Raw genomic sequence first — 20,939 nt, 5'->3', positions numbered from 1 at the left:
CGTTCACGCCTCCCGCCGGCGAAAGATCCACAGCGCCAGGCCCAGCGGCACCACCACCCAGGCCAAAAGCGCCCCCAGCAGCAACGCCGGATGAAAGGCGGCATCGGCACCGATGGAGGCGAGTCCCGCCTGGGTACGCGCCGCCTCGAAGAAGGTCAGGTTGACGATACGAAAGATATCGGCGGGGTTGAGCAACAGCAGCACGTGAAACAGCCCCTGGCTCACCTCGCCGCCGGTCCCCACCAGCAGCCCCAGTAGCAGCAGGTCGAAGACCAGCACGAAGGCGAACCACACCACCAAGGCGATGCCCGCCGCGCGCGATTTCTCGGACACGCTGACGCTGATCAGATAGGCAAAGCCAATGAAGGCCCAGCCCAGCAGGGTGGCGGAAAGGATGAACAGTGCCAGTGCCGCAAGCAGCTGACCGAGGTTCTCGTGATTGCCGAAGGCGGCGATCACCAGCCCCGCCACGCCGAAACCGACCAGGGTGGAAACGCCCAGAATGGCAGCATGACCGAGGAACTTGCCGGCCAGGATCTCCACGCGACTGATGGGATAGGTGAGCAGCAGCAGCAACGTGCCCTGCTCGTCCTCTCCGACGATGCTGTCGTAGGCCAGCAGCAGTGCAATCAGCGGAATCAAAAACACCGCCAGGCTGGACAGGCTGACGATGGTGGTCGCCACGCCGGTGAAGCCCACCTGACCGGAAGCGGCAGCGCCGAAGTAGGCCAGACCGATGGCCAGCAGGCCGAAGACCAGGGTAATGGCCAGCACCCAGCGGTTGCGCAGGCCGTCGCGGAACTCCTTGCCGGCCACGGTGACGAGATGATTCATGCGTTCGCCTCCTCGCGGCGGGGGGTCGTCGACTCGTTCGCCCGCATTCCCGGTACGGTCGTTTGCGGGTGCAGGGTGGCATCGAAGTGGGCGTAGAGCGATTCCAGCGTCGGCGGTTCGAGGTCGACATCCTCGACGGCGCCATCGTTCATGAGGGCGCGCAGCACCTCGATCTTGGCACTGCCCGGCACGGCCAGGGTGACGCGCTCCCCGGCCACGCCCGTGACCGACACGCCGAAGGCGCCCAGTCGCTGCTCCAGCTCGCCCCCCCCACGCGACGTGCGCAACCGCACGACCAGCGGCAGGTCGGCCGTCTCGCGCAATTCGTCGATGGTGCCCGAGGCAAGCAGGCGCCCCTGGCCCAGGATGGCGGCACGGTCGATGTGACGCTCCACCCCGGGCAGCACGTGAGAGCAAAGAACAACGCTGACTCCCTTGCCACGCAGTTCATCGACCAGCATGTAGAAGTCGCGGGTGGCCATGGGATCGAGACCCACGGTGGGTTCGTCGAGCAGCATCAGACGCGGCTCGCCGAGAAGTGCCTGGGCCAGTCCCAAACGCTGACGCATGCCCTTGGAGTAGGTCTTCACTCGACGGTGCATGGCGTGGGACAGCCCCACGCGTTCCAGCAGATCAGCGACGCGACGCAGGTCGACACGCTTGAGACGGGCAAAATAGCGCAGCACTTCGACGCCGCTGAGCTGTTCGTAGAACTGCACGTTCTCGGGCAGGTAGCCCAGGCGCTGGCGCAGCACATTGGCCTCGGCACCGCTCGGGGCGTGGCCGAATACCTCGAGGTGGCCCGCGCTGGGACGGATGAGGCCGAGGATCAGCTTCATCGACGTGGACTTGCCGGCACCGTTGTGGCCCATCAGCCCCAGCACCTCGCCCTCCGCCAACGTCAAGCTGACTTCGTCGAGGGCAGTGAGGGCACCGAAGCGCTTGCTGACGGCAGCCATCTCGATCACGGGTTGGGTCATTGCAGGATCTCCGCCATCCGGTCCGGAAGGCTCATCAGAGGGTGACTATCCTTGACGCCCGGAGGACGCAACACGGGAAACTCGCGTTGCACCCAGCGCAGCACCTGCACCGCTGGGCTGTTCATCAGGATCTTGGCCATGGGGTAGGTCCAGATCAGGCGGTCCACCGAATCGTTGGGTTCGTAGGGCACGTCCCCGATGCCGTCGCCGCTGAGATCCCAACCCAGATAGTCGCTCCAGTAGTTGCCTCGCCCCTCATGAGACCACTCCTGCTCACGAACGGCCACGTACTTCACCTGGGTCTGGTTGGCGACGAAAGCATTGCCGTGGAACTCGTTATCCTCGGAACCGGCCGTCAGATGAATGCCGATTTCGGTACGCGCGAAGAGGTTGTCGCGGATCTCGTTGAACAGCGAATTGTAGACGAACAACGCCTTGCCTTCGGCACCGCTGATGGCGTGACCGTCGCTGGTCGCGGAACCGGGAGTGACGCCTCGCTGCGCCTCGATGGAGACGTTCTCGGCGATCACCGAATCGACGATGTAGTTCATCAGAAAGCCATAATTTTGATCGCGTATCGATCGATTGCCCACCACCTCGAGGTTGCGCGACTGCATCAGCGCATAGCCCAGGCGGTTGTTGCGGGTCACGTTGTCGCGCACCACGTTGTCCTGGGAAAACATGTAATGCACGCCGTAGCGCTGATCGCGCAGCAGATTGCCGATCAGCCGATTGCCGTTGCTGACATCGATGTAGATGCCATCGCGGGCCTCCCACACCTCGTTGTCGATGATCTCGGCGCCGCTCACGTTGTAGAGCTGCAGGCCGTTGCCACGGTCTTGGGAGCGCAGCGAAGTGTCGCCGCTGATGCGGTTGCTTTCGACCCGCACGTCGGCCGTGCCATCCAGCCAGATACCGAAGCCGCGGGCTTCGATGCGGTTGCTCTCGATCACCGCTCCCGCAGCGGACTTGGCCACGAAGATGCCGCTGTCCATGTCGGTGATGTTGGCACCGTCGTTGCGAATGTGCAGCCCGCTGACGTGCGCGCCGGGGGCCTCGACGGTAAGCACGCTGCCGCGGCCCTGGCCGTCGAGAATGGCCCCGTCGTCACCGCTCAGGACGATCGCTTCGTCGATCACGAAGTTGCCGGGATAGACCCCGGGGGAAAGGCGAACGCTGTCGCCCGGCTCAGCGCTGTCGAGCACCGCCTGCAGCGGCCGCTCGTCCGGCGAGGCCACGAACTCCGCTGCCTGAACGGCAACCGAGCCTAGAAGAAATAGGGAAACGCTCAATAACCAGATCGGTCGCATGGGGATCTCGGCAGAAGAAAAAGCGAGGGGCCGGCCGTGGCCGGCCCCAGCCGACATTATGCCGGCTCGACGAGCATGCGGCCCGTCATTTCCATGTGCAGCGCATGGCAGAACCAGTTGCAGTAGTACCAGTGCACCCCGGGCTTGTCGGCGGTGAAGGTGATGGAGGCAGTCTGCTGCGGACTGACCTCCATGCTCACCCCATGACCCACCATGCAGAAGCCGTGGGTCAAGTCCTCGACCTTGTCCATGTTGGTGATGGTCACCGTGACCTCGTCGCCCTGCTTGACGGTGAACTCCGTCGTGCCGAAGTTGGGCGCCACCGACGTCATGTAGACGCGCACCTTGTTGCCGTCGCGGATCACCTGGTTATCGGTCTCCAGGTTGATGCCATCCTCTTTGGCCATGGCCACGGTTTCGGCGAAGAACGGGTCGTCGCGTTCCCAGATCTGCTTGGTGGAGATCTGGTCACGGCGAATGATCACGGCATCGTGGGGCTCGGCGAAGGTGGGCGTATCGTGGATCACCTTCATCTCGTCGCCGGAGATGTCGATCATCTGATCGTTCTCGGGATGCAGCGGCCCCACCGGCAGGTAGCGGTCCTTGGAGAACTTGTTCAATGAGAACAAATACTTGCCGTCAGCGTCCTTGGACTCAGAGAGGGTCGCATGGTTGTGGCCCGGCTGGTAGTGCACGTCGAGCTTCTGGATGATGTAGTCCACGTCCTCGCCGTTGTAGTTGCGCACCGCAGCGTCCATGTTCCACTTCACGATCTGGCTGTCGATGAACACCGTTGTGTAGGCGTTGCCGCGGCCATCGTAGGTAGTGTGCAACGGCCCCAGACCGATCTCCGGCTCGGCGGCGACCACGTCGCGCTCGTCGGACAGATTGCCGGCGAACAGGTCGTCGAGCTTGGCGATCTCGATCATGGTGACGGTGGGCGAGAGCTTGCCGGCAGCGATGAAGTACTTGCCATCGGTGGACGTGTTGAGCCCGTGCGGGTTCTTGGGCACCGGCACGTAGCGGGTGACGTTGAGATCGGCGCTCTTGCGACCGTCCACGACCGGCACGTCGGAATCGCCGATGGTGGTGAAGTTGCCGTCGGCCACCGCCTTCTCGATGTTCTCGATGTTGAACACCACCACCCAGTCGCGATCGGCGCGCATCTTGCCGGCCAGATCCACGGCACCTTCCGAGTTGTAGCAGGTAGCCGCGGCATATTTGCCGGTGTAGTCGGCATCCATGTTGTCCAGGTTGCCGTCGACGATCACCTGCCACTTCACTTCCATGGTATCGGCGTCGATGGCGTTCCACATGGTGTGGTACTTGGACGGATCGTTGAGATCGCGACCGTCGTTGGGCTGCGGGATCATGTACTCCGCGTTGCAGAACACGTAGTTGGTGCGCGGCACCTTCTGCAGACGCAGACCGTGGATCGCCTGCACGTTGGGCAGGGTGACCACCTTGTCGGTCTTGAACACGTCCAGGCGCACGCGCGCCACGCGGGTGTTGGCCTTGTCGTTGATGAACAGATAGCGGCCGTCGTGGCTACCGTCGGTGTAACTGATGTGCGGGTGGTGGGCATCGCCGTTGGTGAAGCGATGGCTGTCGCCCAGGATGCGCTTGGATTCGTTGGTCATGCCCCAGCCGGAAGCCGAGCAGTGGTTGAAGACCGGAATCCGCATGATCTCGCGCATGGAAGGCACGCCGTAGACGCGCACCTCGCCACTGTGGCCACCGCTCCAGAAGCCGTAGTACTCGTCGAGTTCGCCCGGCGCTACGTGAATGTCGGGACCGTTACCGTTGCTGGCTGCCTGGGTCGGCTGGCTGCGGGTCAGGGCACCGACCCCGGCCACACCGGTCGCCCCGGCCACGCCAGCAGCACCGACCATGGCGCTGCCGGCGAGAAAGCGACGACGTCCCTGGTTGACCGTGGCGCCCGGCACCTCGGCCGGCTTGTCGTCGTGATGCTGATCACTCATGGCACTACCTCCGTTTCATTATGTCGAGAGAAGTTCTCGATACCGACTCTATGGTCGGCGTTTTCCGGCGAGGCGCTCGTTGTCGTGGCGTCCCGCCCTTGCTGCGCCTTCAGGCCCACGCCTTCAGGTCTCGTTCCCCGACACTTCCGTCGCGGGAATGCGCTGCTCGTCCGCCGCCTTGCTGCTCAGCCGCGATGCCTTCTCGCGCTTCTTGCGCTGAACCACCATCGGCGGGCACTTGCGGTCGTCGTAATACGTCACCTGGCAGTCCAGGCAGTAGTGGCACTCGTTGGGATTGATCCGACCGTCGGGGTGAATCGCCCCAATCTCGCACTCGTGGGCGCAGATCTGGCACGGCTTGCCGCACTCCTTGTGGCGGCGCAGCCAGTCGAACAGCCGAATGCGCGCGGGAATCGCCAGCCCGGCGCCCAGCGGGCACACGTAGCGGCAGTAGAACTTGTGGTTGAAGGCGCTGATCGCCAGCAGCAGCCCGGCATACAGTACGAAGCCCCATTCGCGCTGGAACTTGAGCAGCACCGCCGTCTTGAACGGCTCCACCTCGGCGTAGCGCTCGGCCTGGCCCAGCGACTGCAGCGACACCGCGAACAGACCCAGCAGAATGATGTACTTCAGCGCCCACAGCCGCTCGTGCAGCATGAAGGGCACCGAGAGCTGGGGGACCTTGAGCTTGCGCGCCACGGCGCTGATCAGCTCCTGCATGGCGCCGAACGGACACAGCCAGCCGCAGAACACGCCGCGACCCCACAGCAGCAGCGTCACCGCGACGAAGCTCCACAGGATGAACATCATCGGGTCCATCAGGAAGGTGGACCACTGGAAGTCGGTGAACAGGGCGTTGGTGAAGGTCAGGATGTTGACCACCGACAGCTGCGCCAGGGCGTACCAGCCGATGAACACCACGGTGTAGATCAGAAAGCCGTAGCGCAGCACGTGCAGCAGGCGCGGGCGGCGCACCAGCCAGTCCTGGAATAGCAGAATCGCAGTGAGCACGCCGAGGCCGGCACCCAGCACCGTGATGTGCAGCACGCGGTCTTCCCACACGCTCACCCACAGCGGGGCGTTCTCCTCATCGGCCATGGCGTCGGCGGCCGGCTCAGGAACGTCGAGGAAACGTTCGGGCACCTGGACTTCGGAGGAGAAACTGGCGAACTCGGTGTCCAGCGCACCGACCTGGCGGCGCACCAGCAGTTCCAGCTCCCAGGGCTTGCCGGGGTCGAAGCGCGAGGCCTCGCGCAGGATGAAGATGTCGCGCTCGGGCAGCGTCGGTGCCCCGTCGGCTTCGATGCCCCACAGACGGCGCATGTCGCTGTCGTGGAACTGGTCGGCACGCCCTTCATGGTGAATCAGGATGCGGTCGTAGATGCCGCCGCGCACGAAGCCGGAGCCTTTGAAGGAGTAGCGGCCGTCGGCCATGATCGCCAGGGCGTGTTCGTCTTCGCCCAGCGCTTCCATCAGGTCGTCGTACTGGCGCTCGCCGAGCAGGTTGCGACCGATGGTGGGCACATTGAGGTAGGCGAAGTAGAGGTCGATGAAGGTCTCGTCCTCGGCTCCCTCGGGGACGGGATCGACGTCTTCGGCCTCCGTGCCCTCGAAGGCGTCGTCGACCTCACCGCGGGTCAGGTACAGATTGCCAATGACGCCCTGCTCGCGTAGCTCGCTCCAGCTCGCCTCTTCGAAGAGGTCGTCGCGCACCCGGGCGTGTTCGGTGATGCCGCCGCCGCTGAGAATGCCGACATGGCGCGCCACGCGCCGCGCCGAACGCATGATGCCTTCGCCCATCACCACTACGGTGACGGTGGCCCCGGACACCGCATCGACGCGCTCGACGCCTTCGCGCTGCTTTCGCGACAGCCCCACGCGCACCTTCTGCTGCACCGTCTTGCCGTGGTACTGGGCGACGAAGTCGTCGAGCACCGATTCGGGAATGCCCACCAGCATGATCGGCTCGGAGTGTTCCAGCACCTGCACGCCGGTGATGCGCCCCTCGAGGTCGAGCCCCACGCGCATGTTGACCGGATGCCCGGAGTAGGCGGGAATCGGCGCGATGTCGTTGGTCTCGAAGACGTAGCCCGCCGGTTCGCCGTCGCGCAGCACGGTCACCGCCTCCACGCCCTCGACGGCCTCGCCCACGGCATCCGCCTCCGGAAAAACCTCGGGCAGCCAGTCTGCCGCCATCACGGTCGGTGACATCCAGGTCATCGCCAGCAGAACCAGCACCCTCAGCGCGGTGTGCAACGCCCTCATTCACTCGTCTCCATGCGCTCGCCTGTCGTCTGGAAGTCACTCGGCTAGCTAAAGGCGGGACGAGCGACGGCAGCGACAAAAGAAGTATTTTTCAAGCATGATCAACGTTAGCACACAAGGCAGCAGAAACCCTGACCTGCATCAACCCCGACTTGCCATCCCTCGTTCTCCGCAACTCTGCGTGACCAGAGCGTTTGCTCTCATCCGCTGGGGCAAAGCGTCACGGCCCGCTTCTCGTCAGCAGAGCGTAGTGCTAGGCTCGGATCATCCCCATGCGTTTGTGGCAAGGAGCCGCCATGCCCCCGGAAGAACCCCGCCCCGTCCCCCATTCGCTGATCACGCAACAGCGCCACTTGGTGACGGAGTTCGCCTTCTGCCTGGGCGAGATATCCACCACCATCCGCGTTCGCGTCTACCGCCAGCTGGCCAATCAGCGTTACAGTGCCGAGCAGAGCCACTACATTCAGACACCATTGCAAAAAGAGCCGGCTTTCGAGAGCGGCGACGAGCATGCCAGTCTGGATGCCTGTCTGACGGCCATCGCCGATGTCATGGTGGAGCAGTATCAGCAAGCCGAGCAGGCCGGCCACCGCCCCTCCGAGGACTGGTTGCTGCCCAGCCGAGACTTCGACTGAGCGCCTGCACCTGGCTGACATTCGTCAAGGCATGTCGGTTGGCTACCACGCTATGCTGGCGACCAATGGCGAACTGCAATGAGACGACCATGCACCCACTCAGGACGCTCACCACGGCCTGTGCCCTGACGCTCATCGTCATGGGCATCCCGGCCATGGCCGGCGGCACAGCCAATCGCAACGAGAACACGGCAGCGTCGGACACGACCGACATGCCCAGTGGCAACGCCGAACGCGGGGCCGCCATGGCCCACCTGTGCGAAAGCTGCCACGGCCCCGACGGCCACAGCCTCACCACTCGCTACGCCACCATCGCCGGTCTGCCCGAGTCCCACATCATCGAGCGACTGAAGGCGTTTCGCGCCGGCGAAAGCAGCCACCTGATGGAGAGCATGACCCGCGGTCTCAGCGATCAGGACATTGCCGACCTGGCCGCTCACTACTCTCGACTCGAATGATGCCAGCCGCGCCCGCGCTGCGTCGCCGAGGGGCCGCCCGACTGCTACCATGCTGCCTTCACCACTGCCTGCGCCTGCCTCGGGAAGCTCTGACATGCCGCGTTGCCCAACTGCCGCTCTCGCCTGCCTGCCACTCATCGGCCTGCTGACCGGCGCCCAGGCCACCACCTTCAATGCCGAAGCCCTGCAGCGCCACGAGAACTGGCAGTCGGCCGTGCTGAGCCTCGGCGAGGAGCGCCACTTCCGCGCTCTGGAAGCCGACAGCTACAGCGACACCATCCTCAGCCTCAACCACACCGCGGGCGTATGCGACCTACCCTGGCTGGAAGTGCGCGTCGACCTCGACGAGCGCCAGGCGGCAGACCGGGCGGTCAACCTGGTGCCCGCCGACTTTCGCGTCGATCACGAGACCATTCACAGCGGCATGGCCGAGTTCATCACCGAGCGCGGCGACAGTGGCTTCTACGCCCAATTCTATCTACCGCAGCAGACGCTATTGATGGAGGAAATGCGCCAGGGCGAAACGCTGCGACTGCGCTTCACCCTCGAAGAGGACGAGCGCTGGTTCCTGACCTTCACCCTGAACGGCGCGGACGCCGCCATCGCCCGGGCAGAAAGACTCTGCCTGGCAGCCGACGGCACGCCGTGACGCCGCTCAGCGCTCGACGAAGGCGCGCTCGATCACATAGTCGGCCGGCTCGCCCTGACGTGGCGAGATGGTGAAGCCCAGCTCATCGAGCAGGTTACTGGTCGAATCGAGCATCGAGGGGCTGCCGCAGATCATGGCGCGATCCCGTTGCGGATCGAGCGCCGGCAGTCCCGTGTCCTCGGCCAGCTTGCCGCTGCGGATATGGTCGGTGAGTCGTCCCTGGGTGTGGAACGCCTCCCGAGTCACGGTAGGGTAATAGATGAGCTTGTCGCGGATCTCATCGCCCAGGTATTCGTGGGCCGGCAGCTCCCGGGTGATGAAGTCCGAATAAGCGAGTTCGCTGACCCGGCGCACGCCGTGCACCAGCACCACCTTCGCGAAACGCTCATAGGTTTCGGGGTCCTGTATCACGCTCATGAAGGGCGCTAACCCGGTCCCTGTCGCCAGCAAATAGAGATGACGCCCCGGCAGCAGGTCGTCGATCACCAGGGTCCCGGTGGGCTTGCGGCTGACCATGATGGAATCCCCCACCCGAAGATGCTGCAACCGCGAAGTGAGCGGGCCATCCGGCACCTTAATGCTCAAGAACTCCAGGTGATCTTCGTAGTTGGGGCTGGCAATGGAGTAGGCACGCATCAGCGGCTTACCGCTCACCTCGAGGCCGATCATCACGAACTGGCCGTTCTTGAAGCGCAGGCTGCGCTCGCGGGTAGTGCAGAAGCTGAACAGAGTGTCGTTCCAGTGGTGGACGCTCAAAACCTCTTCCAGGGCGAATTTGCTCATCTCATCTCCGTCTTTCCCTCAATGAATTGGCAGCGGTCGGCATGGCAGAACCGTGGCTAGTTGCCACTACATGCCGCGCTGAACGTGTGAGCGAACCAACTCGTTGATGGTGGCCACGTCGACTTCCTCGAAAGCCAGCTGGCGACCACCGTGTTCAGCCATGAAAGCCTCGGCATCGGCATGACTGCCGAAAGCGGCAAGGGTCGGCCCCATGGCACCCATCAGCGGTTGTTCGGTCACGTAAATAGCCGTATCAGCGGCGATATAAGCGTCATCGGAGGGTGCATTCCACTCGGTCCGTCCTACGTCATGGACGAATGCTTGGCTCAACTGCGGCACGGAATCCGGCTGCAGCAGCCACACGAACATATCCGAGGTGGAGCAGAACTTGAGCAGCCGACCATCGCGCAGACATGCCTGAGCCTTAGGGCCGGGATAATTCGCGATGAACATGCCGCACACTGCACACTCGTCGCCGTCGCCGATGGGCTCGGGCGAGCAAGCGATGCTCGACTGCTCTTCACCACCACAGCCCGACAACCCGGCCAACGATAGGCCGCCCAGCACGATCACGAAGGTTCGGCGTGTCAGCATTCTCACTCTCCCGATAAGTCGGTCATCATCAAGGATCTTGAATTACGCTTCCTGCCGGAAAAAGATCCATAATGCCGCACCCAGCGATACCACGACTCACCGAAGCGGCGCGCCCTGCATGGACGGCGAAATCAGCGCCGATGAAGGTCCGGGATCGCCCCTGCGGACCGACCCCGGTGGCACGACGGAATCAATCAGGCCGGGTCGACCAGCATGCGACCGGCCATTTCCATGTGCAGCGCGTGACAGAACCAAGAGCAGTAATACCAGTACACCCCAGCTCTGTCCGCCGTGAAGGTCACCGACGACGTCTGCTGCGGGTTGACCTCCATGTTGATGCCATAGTTGATGATCGAGAAGCCGTGACTGAGGTCCTCGATCTTGTCCAAATTGGTGACGATCACGGTCACTTCATCCCCCTGCCTCACACGGAACTCACTCATGCTGTATTGCGGGGCGACTGCCGTCAGATAGACGCGCACTCGATTGCCATGACGAACCACCTTGCTGTCCGTCTCGAGAGTGATGTCATCTTCCTCGGCCCACTGCCGTGCCTGGCTCCAGTAGGGATCGTCGCGGTCATAGATCTTGGCCGGCGACACCTGATCGGGGCGGCACAGAATACAATCATGCGGCTCGGCAAAGGTCGGCCCATCGTGCACCAGTTTCATTTCATCGCCGGAGATATCGACCAACTGATCGTTCTCGGGATGCAACGGGCCTGACGGCAGGAAACGGTCCTTGGAGAACTTGCTGAGGACCACCAGCCACCGGCCATCGGCTTCGGCGGTTTCGGCAAGGGAGGCGTTGAGATGGCCGGGCTGGTAGTGGACATCGAGCTTCTGGCGAATGTAGCTGACGTCATCCCCAGCGTAATGGCGAATCGCCTCAGCAACGTTCCACTTCACCACCTGGCTGTCGATGAACAGCGTGGTGTAGGCATTGCCGCGACCGTCGAAGGTGGTATGCAGCGGCCCCAGACCCAGCTCCGGCTCGGCGGCCACGACATCGCGCAACTCGATCTTGTCGTCGAACAGGTCGGGCAGCTTGCGTGCGTCGATGACGGTGCAAGTCGGTGACAACTTGCCGTTGGCGATCAGGTAATTGCCATCGGGAGACGCGTTGATGCCGTGCGGGTTCTTGGGCACCGGGATATAGCGGGTAAAGGGGTTGTCCTCACCGCGGCCATCGACCACCGGAATGTCGCTGTCGCCAAAGGTCACGTAGTCGCCGTTCTCCACGGCGCGCTCGATGGCAGGGATGTCGAAGACCACCACCCAGTCACGTTCGAGTCGCATCTTCTCCGCCAGCACGACGCCGCGCTCGGCGTTGTAACAAGTGGAGATGGCGAAACGCCCTGAGTAGTCACAGTTGGTATTATCGAGGTTGCCATCGACCCACACCTGCCACTTGATTTCCATGCTCTCGCCGTCGATGCCGGTGAACACGGACCAGTATTGAGACGGGTCGTCGAGGTCACGCCCGTCGTTGGGCAACGGTACGATCATCTCGCCGTTGGCGAACACGTAGCCGGTCTTGGGCGCCTTCTGCACGCGCAGGCCGTGGATACCATGAGCGTTGGGGATGTGCACCATCTTGTCGCAGCGCATGATATCCAGGCGCACGCGCGCCACGCGGGTGTTGGCCTTGTCGTTCATGTACAGATAGCGGCCATCGTACTTGCCATCGGTGTAGCTCATGTGGATATGGTGGAGGTCTCCGTTCTGCCACTTGGCGTTTTCCCCCAGTACAGCCAGGCTTTCATTGGTCTGCCCCCAGCCGGTGGCCGAGCAGCGATTGAAGACCGGGATGCGCGTCAGTTCGCGCATGGAAGGCACCCCAAACACTCGAACCTCGCCGGTCTGGCCGCTGCTCCAGAACCCGTAGTAGGAATCCAACTGACCCGGTGCCACATGAATACTCGCGTCACCGCTCTCACTGGCCGCCTGGGCCGACTGGCTGCGCACCAACGTACCGGTGCCTGTCACCCCGGCCACCCCTGCCATACCCGCGGCGCCGAGTGCCGCACTACCCGCCAAAAAACGGCGGCGTCCCTCGTTGACTGATGGCTCGATAGTGGCGGTTTCGGCCATTCGGCCATCGTCTTTGTGTTCGCTCATGGTTCTGATCTCCTTCCGGTTCCATGCAAGAAACGTCTCTGAGCCGCTCCCCAGGCTTCATCCGTAAGCCGTCGCCGACTTTTCGTGCTACTCGGCCATCTCCGTGACGGGAATGCGCTGCTCGTCCGCCGCCTTGCTGCTCAGCCGCGATGCCTTCTCGCGCTTCTTGCGCTGAACCACCATCGGCGGGCACTTGCGGTCGTCGTAATACGTCACCTGGCAGTCCAGGCAGTAGTGGCACTCGTTGGGATTGATCCGACCGTCGGGGTGAATCGCCCCAATCTCGCACTCGTGGGCGCAGATCTGGCACGGCTTGCCGCACTCCTTGTGGCGGCGCAGCCAGTCGAACAGCCGAATGCGCGCGGGAATCGCCAGCCCGGCGCCCAGCGGGCACACGTAGCGGCAGTAGAACTTGTGGTTGAAGGCGCTGATCGCCAGCAGCAGCCCGGCATACAGTACGAAGCCCCATTCGCGCTGGAACTTGAGCAGCACCGCCGTCTTGAACGGCTCCACCTCGGCGTAGCGCTCGGCCTGGCCCAGCGACTGCAGCGACACCGCGAACAGACCCAGCAGAATGATGTACTTCAGCGCCCACAGCCGCTCGTGCAGCATGAAGGGCACCGAGAGCTGGGGGACCTTGAGCTTGCGCGCCACGGCGCTGATCAGCTCCTGCATGGCGCCGAACGGACACAGCCAGCCGCAGAACACGCCGCGACCCCACAGCAGCAGCGTCACCGCGACGAAGCTCCACAGGATGAACATCATCGGGTCCATCAGGAAGGTGGACCACTGGAAGTCGGTGAACAGGGCGTTGGTGAAGGTCAGGATGTTGACCACCGACAGCTGCGCCAGGGCGTACCAGCCGATGAACACCACGGTGTAGATCAGAAAGCCGTAGCGCAGCACGTGCAGCAGGCGCGGGCGGCGCACCAGCCAGTCCTGGAATAGCAGAATCGCAGTGAGCACGCCGAGGCCGGCACCCAGCACCGTGATGTGCAGCACGCGGTCTTCCCACACGCTCACCCACAGCGGGGCGTTCTCCTCATCGGCCATGGCGTCGGCGGCCGGCTCAGGAACGTCGAGGAAACGTTCGGGCACCTGGACTTCGGAGGAGAAACTGGCGAACTCGGTGTCCAGCGCACCGACCTGGCGGCGCACCAGCAGTTCCAGCTCCCAGGGCTTGCCGGGGTCGAAGCGCGAGGCCTCGCGCAGGATGAAGATGTCGCGCTCGGGCAGCGTCGGTGCCCCGTCGGCTTCGATGCCCCACAGACGGCGCATGTCGCTGTCGTGGAACTGGTCGGCACGCCCTTCATGGTGAATCAGGATGCGGTCGTAGATGCCGCCGCGCACGAAGCCGGAGCCTTTGAAGGAGTAGCGGCCGTCGGCCATGATCGCCAGGGCGTGTTCGTCTTCGCCCAGCGCTTCCATCAGGTCGTCGTACTGGCGCTCGCCGAGCAGGTTGCGACCGATGGTGGGCACATTGAGGTAGGCGAAGTAGAGGTCGATGAAGGTCTCGTCCTCGGCTCCCTCGGGGACGGGATCGACGTCTTCGGCCTCCGTGCCCTCGAAGGCGTCGTCGACCTCACCGCGGGTCAGGTACAGATTGCCAATGACGCCCTGCTCGCGTAGCTCGCTCCAGCTCGCCTCTTCGAAGAGGTCGTCGCGCACCCGGGCGTGTTCGGTGATGCCGCCGCCGCTGAGAATGCCGACATGGCGCGCCACGCGCCGCGCCGAACGCATGATGCCTTCGCCCATCACCACTACGGTGACGGTGGCCCCGGACACCGCATCGACGCGCTCGACGCCTTCGCGCTGCTTTCGCGACAGCCCCACGCGCACCTTCTGCTGCACCGTCTTGCCGTGGTACTGGGCGACGAAGTCGTCGAGCACCGATTCGGGAATGCCCACCAGCATGATCGGCTCGGAGTGTTCCAGCACCTGCACGCCGGTGATGCGCCCCTCGAGGTCGAGCCCCACGCGCATGTTGACCGGATGCCCGGAGTAGGCGGGAATCGGCGCGATGTCGTTGGTCTCGAAGACGTAGCCCGCCGGTTCGCCGTCGCGCAGCACGGTCACCGCCTCCACGCCCTCGACGGCCTCGCCCACGGCATCCGCCTCCGGAAAAACCTCGGGCAGCCAGTCCCGTGGCTCATCCTGCGAATAGGCAAGCGACGAAAGCGACACCATCAAGAGAGCCACGACCGACACTACCCATGCCCCGATCTTCCCCATATAAACTGTCTCCATCATCCGCTCATTCACACTGAATTCGGTTACCGGGTAGCTGCCTTTCTCGCAAAAATGACCGGAATATTTGCTTATAAGATGGCTTTCTTCCGGATTTCCAACAGAACGGCGGCATGACTTCTCAGGAAGTCATTAAGCAAGATTACCGAGAATATGATTTTTAATATCAATGGGTTGACCGAAAATGCAGCGAGGCTCTGCTGAGCCAGCGCTGCGCCTTAAGTCGCATACAGGATGTTGTTTTACCGCTCAGCTTAGCGGTCAGGCGGTGGGAAAAGATGATCTATATCAAAAAAGAATTTATCGATAACCTAAATGCGACAACTTGACTCAACAAACTGCCTTTCTGGCATCGATTCTTGTTGTTGCTTGGTATATTGCTGAACGAAAAACGGCTCTTCCAAATACTACGAACCCGCCGAAATGACGGGCTCGTAAAAACGTGACGCGAGACTCAGAATCGCATCGTCAAATTGGCCCAGGCGATCCTGCCGGGCTCGTTGACGGGGTCGGAGGAAGCCCCCAGGTCCGCACTGCCACGCTGGATGTGCTCGGCATAGGTGCGATCGAACAGGTTATCCACACCCAGCGTCAGCGTGATGTTGTGGAAGAGGTCGCGGCCCGCGTAGGCAGAGACGGTAGCGAATCCGGGCGTCTCCCGCGTGTCCAGGCTGTAGATGGTGCCCTGGCCCTCGGCGATACGATCCTGACGGGCCACACCACGCCACAGCAGGCCGCCGAAATAGGCATTCTGGGCATAGTCGAGCCCCAGCGTGACCTCCAGTGGTGGAGTCTGGGCCAGCGGGCGGTCGTCGGAGTCGTTGTCGCTATGCACCCAAGCCAGACTCCCGCTCAGACTCCAGCTGTCAGAGAGACTCAGCGTCATGTCGGCTTCGGCTCCATAAGTAGTCGCATCGACGTTGCGAGCCCGCGGAGCGGCTCCTGTTTCGTCGATCAACAGATAGTTGTCGTACCAGCCATGGAACAGCGACAGGTTGGCACTCAAGCGCGCTCCCCGCCAGCTGGCTCCGGTATCGAGCTGAGTCAGCACTTCGCTATCCAGATCGAAGACCCGGCTTCGCTCCCAGAAATCCCCAGCCCGCTCGGCACGCCCCACTCCCACAAACAGACTGGCCGGCTGGGCCTCGAGGACATGTTCGTAGCGCACGAAACCACTCCAGAGAGCCGAGCGTTCGGTATCCCCTCGCTCGGCACCGCCAAAACCAGCAGGGTTGAGCGCTTCCGCTTCTGAGCGATCCGTGCGTAGCCCCAGCGTCAGCCAGTTGCGCTCGTCGAGCTCTCGCTCCAGCTCGGCAAAGGCGCCGTAGTCGGTGAACTCGGCTCGCTCGGTGCGAGGCTGATTGCGCCAATCGGTCGTGCCACGCCAACGATGGCGATTCTCGACATAGTCGAACCCCGTCGACAGCGATGTCGACTCGCCCAGCAGCACTTCGGCTGCCAGCCGGCCTCCCTGGGTACGGCGATCAGGGTTGCTAGCCATGCGCATGCCGGGTGGTTCACGCAGCCGGAAGTTGTCCATGACATGGTCGATGTCGTTGTAGTAGAACAGCGCTTCGACTTCTGCCAGCCAGGGCGTGAGATTCCGGCGCGCCAAACTCAGCGTATAGCCGGTACGGTCGAACTCGGTTCCGTCCATGCCGCGGTCGTCATAGGCGGCCTCGGCGTCACTGCGATCAACGGCCAGCTCGATGCGGGTGTCGGCATCCGGCGTCCAGCCGACGATGGCGGTACCGCTCCAACGGTTGTACTGCGAATGGACATCGTGGCCGTCGCCGTCCTGATAGTCATCTTGCTCGGAGAGCGTACCGATCAAGCGTACATAGCCCTGCTGATTGCCGGCAGTCACGTCACCGACCAGGTCGAAACGGTCGCGGCTGCCCAGCGTGGTGCTGGTAAATCCCTCTACGGTAGACTCAGTCAGCACCGGCTTGTCACGCTCGAAGCGCACCACCCCGGCCGGTGCCACGCCATACCGCACGCTCTGGGGCCCCTTGATCACCTCCACACGGTCATAGGCTTGAGGGAAGATATAAGCAGTGGGAGGGTCCATACGCCCACCACAACCGCCGAGAATATTGGCTCCATCCACCTGGATGTTGAGCCGCGAGCCACCCAGCCCACGTAGCGCCGGATCTCCGCTGGTACCACCTTTGCGGCTGACGGCAAAGCCTGGGATGGACTCGAGGAAGGCACCGCCATCCTGGGCCGGCAGTGGCAGACGGGGCTGACGCGTATCGGTCGTGACAGTGTATGGATCGCTCATGGCCGGTGCGGTGATCACCAGGGGCGACAGAGTTGCCGACGACTGCGTCTCACCTTTATCTGCGAATGCCGCATGGCCGGGCAGCAAGGCGACGGCGGCAGCCAGAGGGGCGAGTGGAAAGCGTGAGCGGTTAAACATGCAATGATCTCCGACAATGAAAAAGCGCTCACTTCATGCAAAATGGGTTCCATACATGAGAAAAACCAGGAAAATAAAACTAATCAATTGATTTTTCGTGCTTCTTTTCCATTGTTCAGCATTTCGGTGTGACTCAAGGCGGTGACCATTCATCGTGAATGCGTGATATACCCAAGGCATTGCGGCAATTGGCATAGCAGCATGCCGAGCGAACGCCAAACCAAAAAAGGCCCCTTTGTGGGGCCGGAGGCACTTCTCTCTTGAAACGGTATGACTTACCAAGCAGGTTCCATGCCAATCTGCTGTTTGCGGATGGAGACAATGTATCTCATTGATTCAAAAGCGAAGTGCGCTCGACCAGCGGTACCCCTCAAGAGAAAGCTCGCCGCTCCTGTCACAAGCCTTGTGGCAATTGCCATGTTCACCGCGGCAAATGCCACAATGGGTATCCGCCATGACCCGTTAGCTGGGGAACGAGGCTGATGACCGCGGAGTGGACGGTCGCCTTCCTGCTCGGCCTGTTCAGCAGCACGCACTGCCTGGGCATGTGCGGAGGTATTGCCGGGGCGCTGACCTTCAGCCTCGCCCCGGAAGTACGCCAGCATCCGCAGCGCCTGCCGGCCTTCAACCTGGCCTACAACGCCGGTCGCATCGGCAGCTATACCATCGCCGGCGGCCTGGCAGCGGGCGGCGCCGGAGCCGTACTCGCCTCGCTGGGAGCCAGCGACCCACTGGTGATGGGCAGCCTGGGCGCCCTCTCCCTGACGGCAGTGGGTCTGCACATTGCCGGCTGGTTTCCTCGCTTCGCCCGCATCGAGACCCTGGGACGACCACTGTGGCAGCACCTGGAACCGCTGGGACGACGGCTGCTGCCGGTGCGCCGTCTGCCGCACGCCTATGCCTTCGGCATGGTATGGGGTTGGCTGCCCTGCGGACTGGTCTATGCGGCGCTGGCCTACAGCCTGACCACCGAATCGGCCTGGCGCGGCGCCCTGTTCATGGGGTTCTTCGGGCTCGGCACGCTGCCCATGCTGTTCACGGTGGGTGTGATGGCCAGCCACATCGTCCCGCGGCTGCGCACACCGGCGGTGCGGCGGCTGGCCGGGGTGCTGATCATCGGACTGGCACCGCTGCCGCTGGCACTGGCCCATTGGGAGGACATCATGAAAGGGATCGCGTCATGACGCACCGCATACCATACGAGGCGGCGATGATCGGCGAATCGCCGGCGCTGCAGGCGGTGATTCGCTCGGCACGCCTGGTAGCGGCAACCGACGCCACGGTGCTGATACTCGGCGAGAGCGGCACCGGCAAGGAACTGCTGGCCAGGCTGCTACATGGGGAAAGTCGCCGCACCGCGGGCCCCTGGGTGACGCTCAACTGTGCCGCCCTGCCGGACGAGCTGATCGAGTCGGAGCTATTCGGCTACCAGCGCGGCGCCTTCACCGGCGCCGAAACCGACCGGCTCGGACGCGTACAGCAGGCCCACGGCGGCACGCTGTTTCTCGATGAAATCGCCGAACTGCCGTTGGCAGCCCAGGCCAAGCTGCTGCGCTTTCTGGAACAGGGGGAGTGCCAGGCGCTGGGCGCCAGCCATGCGGAGCACGTCGATGTCCGGATACTCGCCGCCACGCACCAGGACCTGCGCCGCCGTGTGGCGCAGGGAAGCTTCCGCGAGGACCTCTTCTATCGGCTGCATGTCATTCCGCTGGAACTTCCCGCACTGCGCGAGCGCGACGACGATCTCCCCCTGTTGGTATCGCGCTTTGCCAACGCGCTGGCCGAGCGTCACGGCGTCAGCGCACCGACCTTCTCCAAACCGCTGCTGAAACGGCTGGCCTGCCACTCCTGGCCCGGCAACGTCCGCGAGCTGCGCAACCTGGTTGAGCGCTGCGTGGTTCTGCTGCCGGGCCATACGCTGGGGCCGGAAGACATCCCCGACGGCTGGCTGTGCCCGCCACAGGCTGGCGGTCGGGATGATACTGGTGAGTGGCAGCTACCGACCTGCGGCATGGACCTGGCCCTGCTGGAAGAGCAACTGATCCGCCAGGCACTGGACCAGAGCGGCGGCAACCGCTCACAGGCGGCACGCCTGCTGGGTTTGACGCGCGATACGCTGCTGTACCGCATGAAGAAGCACGCCATCGCCTAAGAGGGCGTTTGAACGCCCTCTGAGACGATGACACTGATGGCGTAATGTCGTTACCTTCCCTTAGTGCCCGATCTTGTCGCGCAGCGCTTCCGGCAACTCTAGCTCGGTGCCGGCGGGCAGCGCCTCGAACTCCTTGGCATACCAGCTGCGGCCGTTCTCAACGCGGCTGAACATCTGGAAAGCGACCTTGTCGCCGACGGAGAAGTCCGGGGTCGGTTCGCCGTCCGGCAGGGCAAGGTGCATGCGCATGGCCATCATCACGTCGGGAACCGCCTCGTGGGCGATGGTGATACGGCGCTCCGCCTCGTCGTAGCCGAGGAAAATGCCGCGCGCCGCATGCCCCTCTTCCGCCGACGCCATGTCGCCGGCCTGCACACCCAGACTCAGCCAAGCCAGTGCCAGGCCGACCAGCAACCCGCTACGTTTCATCACTGCCTCCTCCCTCATCGCGTCGAGTCGGGCCCGACGCCTGCACATAGCAAAGCCGCCCCGGCAGGGCGGCCATGCTCGAACTGCCATCGGCGGTCGCTCACTCGAATCGTTGCGTATCGAGATACTCCACCGAGAGATAGTCATCGAAGGTCCATAGACGCACGAAGCGGCCCCGCTGCGCCGTTTCGTCGCCGCTGCCGCCCCACACCATCAGGCTCTGCGGGGGCTCGGGCATTCCCTCCTGAAGCTGCTCGAACCACCACTCGGCCATCTCTTCCTCCCAGGGATCGCCGTGGTTCGCTTCGAGCTGCGCAATGACCTGCTCACGTTCCGCGACATCGGGATGAAAGGTGACCACCAGCGCCAGCTCATCGCCCCCCGCCGGAAAAACGTAGCGCAGGTCTGTCTCGGGCGCCTCATCGGCCTGAAGCTCGCCATCGATGATCCGGTCGCCATCCTCGGTCTCCTCGACGGAGAGATTGACCACGGCGTCATCGTTGCCCAGTGCCGACATGACCTCCTGGTAGGACATGCCGAACTCGGCGCTGCGATAGCCGGCCGGCCCCTCAGCCGCCAGCGCCCCGGAGAATGCCAGGACGGCCAGACAGCCGCCAAGCCAGCCCGAGGCTCGAACGAATCGTTGCATTTTCGTTCCTCTTGATACTAGGGACGCGGTGACCGGTCTCGGCCAGCCACCGCATCGATGCATGATGTCTGGCATCACTCGGCCGGCACCACCGTTACCACGCCATCCATGTCGCGATTCTCGTGGGGACGGCAGTGGTAGGGATAGGTACCCGGTTCGTCGAAGGTGCGCTCCCAGCTCTCCTCGGGGAACAGGCGCTGCGAGCCGACATCTTCCTCGGGGAAGTAGATGTCATGGCTGGTGCGCTTCTCGCTATTGACCCAGCGCACCGTGGTGCCAGCCTCGATTTCCAGTTCCGCAGGATGGTAGCCGTACTCGAGCATCTCCACTTCGACCACCGAGTCGCCGGCCAGGGCCACCCCGCCCGTAAGCAGGGCGGCCAGGGCGGTAGCACCGAGTGTCAGTCGCGGATGTCGCATGAGAGCGTCCT

Annotated in this window: 18 protein-coding genes; 5 read left to right on the top strand and 13 right to left on the bottom strand. The window is 63.4% G+C overall.

What is annotated here, in order from left to right:
• Positions 1-3 precede the first annotated feature (3 nt).
• The 5 genes from GFD32_RS13655 to nosR (GFD32_RS13635) all read right to left on the bottom strand — a co-directional run bounded on the left by GFD32_RS13655 (position 4) and on the right by nosR (GFD32_RS13635) (position 7,371).
• The gene (locus tag GFD32_RS13655; protein WP_163577161.1) at positions 4-834 is read right to left on the bottom strand and encodes an ABC transporter permease; all 831 of its coding nucleotides are present in this window, start codon (positions 832-834) and stop codon (positions 4-6) included.
• A complete protein-coding gene (locus GFD32_RS13650; protein WP_163577160.1) occupies positions 831-1,814 on the bottom strand; it encodes an ABC transporter ATP-binding protein in 984 nt (327 codons plus the stop codon). The genes GFD32_RS13655 and GFD32_RS13650 overlap by 4 nt, the downstream gene beginning before the upstream one ends.
• On the bottom strand, positions 1,811-3,124 hold the full coding sequence (locus GFD32_RS13645; RefSeq protein WP_163577159.1) for a nitrous oxide reductase family maturation protein NosD: 1,314 nt from the start codon (positions 3,122-3,124) through the stop codon (positions 1,811-1,813). Before GFD32_RS13645 ends, GFD32_RS13650 begins: the two co-directional genes overlap by 4 nt.
• Before the next feature lie 56 nt (positions 3,125-3,180).
• On the bottom strand, positions 3,181-5,106 hold the full coding sequence (nosZ, locus tag GFD32_RS13640; RefSeq protein WP_163577158.1) for a TAT-dependent nitrous-oxide reductase: 1,926 nt from the start codon (positions 5,104-5,106) through the stop codon (positions 3,181-3,183).
• A 123-nt stretch (positions 5,107-5,229) separates the two neighbouring features.
• The gene (gene nosR, locus GFD32_RS13635; RefSeq protein ID WP_163577157.1) at positions 5,230-7,371 is read right to left on the bottom strand and encodes a transcriptional regulator NosR; all 2,142 of its coding nucleotides are present in this window, start codon (positions 7,369-7,371) and stop codon (positions 5,230-5,232) included.
• Between the two features lie 296 nt (positions 7,372-7,667).
• On the opposite strand from nosR (GFD32_RS13635), the gene GFD32_RS13630 reads away from it, so the two are divergent.
• From GFD32_RS13630 to GFD32_RS13620, 3 genes are all read left to right on the top strand, one after another.
• Positions 7,668-8,006 (top strand): hypothetical protein, encoded by a 339-nt coding sequence (locus GFD32_RS13630; RefSeq protein WP_163577156.1) that lies wholly within the window; start codon positions 7,668-7,670, stop codon positions 8,004-8,006.
• Positions 8,007-8,095: 89 nt separating this feature from the next.
• Entirely contained in the window at positions 8,096-8,464 is a 369-nt protein-coding gene (locus tag GFD32_RS13625; RefSeq protein WP_163577155.1) for a c-type cytochrome, read from the top strand.
• Between the two features lie 94 nt (positions 8,465-8,558).
• Positions 8,559-9,113: a hypothetical protein gene (locus tag GFD32_RS13620; RefSeq protein ID WP_163577154.1), complete on the top strand. Its 555-nt coding sequence runs from the start codon at positions 8,559-8,561 to the stop codon at positions 9,111-9,113.
• A 6-nt stretch (positions 9,114-9,119) separates the two neighbouring features.
• On the opposite strand, the gene GFD32_RS13615 is transcribed toward GFD32_RS13620, so the two are convergent.
• The 5 genes from GFD32_RS13615 to GFD32_RS13595 form a co-directional block, all read right to left on the bottom strand.
• Positions 9,120-9,896 carry a ferredoxin--NADP reductase gene (locus tag GFD32_RS13615; RefSeq protein WP_163577153.1) on the bottom strand — a complete coding sequence of 259 codons (777 nt, stop codon included), beginning with the start codon at positions 9,894-9,896 and terminating at the stop codon, positions 9,120-9,122.
• A gap of 66 nt (positions 9,897-9,962) precedes the next feature.
• Positions 9,963-10,490: a nitrous oxide reductase accessory protein NosL gene (locus GFD32_RS13610; protein WP_163577152.1), complete on the bottom strand. Its 528-nt coding sequence runs from the start codon at positions 10,488-10,490 to the stop codon at positions 9,963-9,965.
• 194 nt (positions 10,491-10,684) lie between these two features.
• A complete protein-coding gene (gene nosZ / locus GFD32_RS13605) occupies positions 10,685-12,610 on the bottom strand; it encodes a TAT-dependent nitrous-oxide reductase (protein WP_407081079.1) in 1,926 nt (641 codons plus the stop codon).
• A gap of 87 nt (positions 12,611-12,697) precedes the next feature.
• Positions 12,698-14,842 carry a transcriptional regulator NosR gene (gene nosR / locus GFD32_RS13600; RefSeq protein ID WP_240455658.1) on the bottom strand — a complete coding sequence of 715 codons (2,145 nt, stop codon included), beginning with the start codon at positions 14,840-14,842 and terminating at the stop codon, positions 12,698-12,700.
• Between the two features lie 469 nt (positions 14,843-15,311).
• Positions 15,312-17,279 (bottom strand): TonB-dependent copper receptor, encoded by a 1,968-nt coding sequence (locus GFD32_RS13595; RefSeq protein ID WP_163577150.1) that lies wholly within the window; start codon positions 17,277-17,279, stop codon positions 15,312-15,314.
• 482 nt (positions 17,280-17,761) lie between these two features.
• Between GFD32_RS13595 and GFD32_RS13590 the strand changes: the two genes are divergently transcribed.
• Both GFD32_RS13590 and GFD32_RS13585 read left to right on the top strand, forming a co-directional pair.
• Entirely contained in the window at positions 17,762-18,463 is a 702-nt protein-coding gene (locus tag GFD32_RS13590; RefSeq protein ID WP_163577149.1) for a sulfite exporter TauE/SafE family protein, read from the top strand.
• The gene (locus tag GFD32_RS13585) at positions 18,460-19,431 is read left to right on the top strand and encodes a sigma-54 interaction domain-containing protein (RefSeq protein ID WP_163577148.1); all 972 of its coding nucleotides are present in this window, start codon (positions 18,460-18,462) and stop codon (positions 19,429-19,431) included. The genes GFD32_RS13590 and GFD32_RS13585 overlap by 4 nt, the downstream gene beginning before the upstream one ends.
• Positions 19,432-19,491: 60 nt before the next feature.
• On the opposite strand, the gene GFD32_RS13580 is transcribed toward GFD32_RS13585, so the two are convergent.
• The 3 genes from GFD32_RS13580 to GFD32_RS13570 form a co-directional block, all read right to left on the bottom strand.
• Complete coding sequence (locus GFD32_RS13580) at positions 19,492-19,860, bottom strand: copper-binding protein (RefSeq protein WP_163577147.1); 369 nt, start codon at positions 19,858-19,860, stop codon at positions 19,492-19,494.
• A 100-nt stretch (positions 19,861-19,960) separates the two neighbouring features.
• Positions 19,961-20,509 (bottom strand): hypothetical protein, encoded by a 549-nt coding sequence (locus GFD32_RS13575; RefSeq protein WP_163577146.1) that lies wholly within the window; start codon positions 20,507-20,509, stop codon positions 19,961-19,963.
• Positions 20,510-20,583: 74 nt separating this feature from the next.
• A complete protein-coding gene (locus tag GFD32_RS13570; protein ID WP_163577145.1) occupies positions 20,584-20,928 on the bottom strand; it encodes a cupredoxin domain-containing protein in 345 nt (114 codons plus the stop codon).
• Positions 20,929-20,939 lie beyond the last annotated feature (11 nt).

Origin of the sequence: Halomonas faecis, from assembly GCF_010993975.1 — a bacterium.
Classification (GTDB): Bacteria; Pseudomonadota; Gammaproteobacteria; order Pseudomonadales; family Halomonadaceae; genus Halomonas; species Halomonas faecis.
The sequence above is the reverse complement of the archived record's forward strand: the minus strand, read 5'-3'. Positions and strand labels throughout refer to the sequence as shown.